The sequence below is a fragment of the Streptomyces sp. NPDC031274 genome, from assembly GCF_055570235.1.
The window spans coordinates 1-1343 of sequence record NZ_JBVIHP010000261.1; the positions used below are offsets into that span (position 1 = coordinate 1).

At 70.6% G+C, this 1343-nt stretch carries 2 protein-coding genes and 1 pseudogene; 2 read left to right on the forward strand and 1 reads right to left on the reverse strand.

The window, feature by feature from the left end; translation table 11 throughout:
• Both ACZ5CR_RS45500 and ACZ5CR_RS45505 read left to right on the forward strand, forming a co-directional pair.
• A pseudogene (locus tag ACZ5CR_RS45500) lies at positions 1–421 on the forward strand (hypothetical protein); the annotation flags it as partial.
• The gene (locus ACZ5CR_RS45505) at positions 418–900 is read left to right on the forward strand and encodes an ABA4-like family protein (RefSeq protein WP_468869648.1); all 483 of its coding nucleotides are present in this window, start codon (positions 418–420) and stop codon (positions 898–900) included. The pseudogene ACZ5CR_RS45500 and the gene ACZ5CR_RS45505, both read left to right, overlap by 4 nt.
• Here the strand turns inward: ACZ5CR_RS45505 and ACZ5CR_RS45510 are convergent.
• The coding region (locus ACZ5CR_RS45510; RefSeq protein WP_468869650.1) for a CU044_5270 family protein at positions 864–1343 on the reverse strand (480 nt) is incomplete at its 5' end. The genes ACZ5CR_RS45505 and ACZ5CR_RS45510 overlap by 37 nt on opposite strands.

Consider the following 1343-nt stretch of genomic DNA (forward strand, 5'->3'; position numbering starts at 1 on the left):
CGTAGCGGACGGCGGTCCCTCCATGCCGCTGACCGGCTGGTCGACCACCGGCGGTGATCTGCGGATCCCGCACTTCGTCGGCATGCACGCGCTGCAGCTGCTCCCGCTGCTCCTCATGGGGCTGACGGCGCTCGCGGCACGCCCCCGCTTCGGCCGGCTGGCCGACGAGCGGGTGCGGCTGCGGCTCGTGCTCATCGCCTCGGGCGCCTACGCGGCCACCTTCGCCCTGGTCACCTGGCAGGCCCTGCGCGGCCAGCCGCTCATCCACCCGGACGGCGCGACCCTGACGGCGGCGGGACTGATCCTCGGCGTCACGGCCGCGGGCGCGTACGGAGTTCTGCGTGCGCCAACCAGCCACAGAACGAGCCCGGTTCAGGCAGCCGGACGCCACGAGGACGACAACAAGGAGCTTGTGTCATGACCGGATTCCTCTTCGAACTCTCCTTCTGGCTGGCCGCACCGGTCTGGCTGCTCATGATCTTCGCGCCGGGGTGGCGGACGACCGCCCGCGTCGCCGCCTCGCCCCTCACCGTCGTACCGATCCTCGCCGTCTACATCGCCATGGCGCTGCCCGTCTTCCCCGAACTCTGGGCCGCCGTCAGCAGCCCGGACATCGACGGATTCCGCGACCTGCTCGTCCTCGCCAACGGCGCGGGCGCGATCTGGGCCCAGGTCATCGCCTGGGACCTGCTGATCGGACAGTGGATGTACCGCGAGGCGCGGCGCATGGACGTCCACCCGCTGGTGATGGGACCGCTCCTGGTCCTGACGATTCTCCTCTCACCGTTCGGACTGCTGCTCTTCCTGGCGCTGCGCGCGGTGCGGACGGTGCGGACCGTGCGGACGGCGCGGGCGAACCCCGATCAGCCGCGGCCGGTGGCGGGTTCCATGCCGCGCTGATCGACGACGGTACGGTCCAGGACCGCGACGCTGCCGGCGAGAACCTCCGCGTTGCCCTGCTTGCCCGGCTTCCCGCCCGGCTTGTGGTTCTTGGTCATGTAGCCGCGTGAGCCGAGGTAGGTGAAGGTCTTCTTGTCGAAGATCCATTCGTTGCGCGTCGCGAACGCCGACTCCCCGATGGTGATGCCGATCCCCTGGCGGCCCGCCGCGTCCACCGCGTCGGGCACCTCGACCACACCGGGGAGCTTGGCGACCGCCTTGTAGAACGCGGCGGCATTCTCCGGCGGCATGATCGTCTGGCCGAGCAGATCGCCGATCCTGTCGAAGACGGCCTGCGCCTTCGTCTCCCGCTCGCCGCTCACCCGCGTCTCGGCGTACAGCTTCTTCAGCAGGGCGTCGGGGTCGGTGGGCAGCGAGGCGAGCCAGTCGTACGTGGGGCGGTC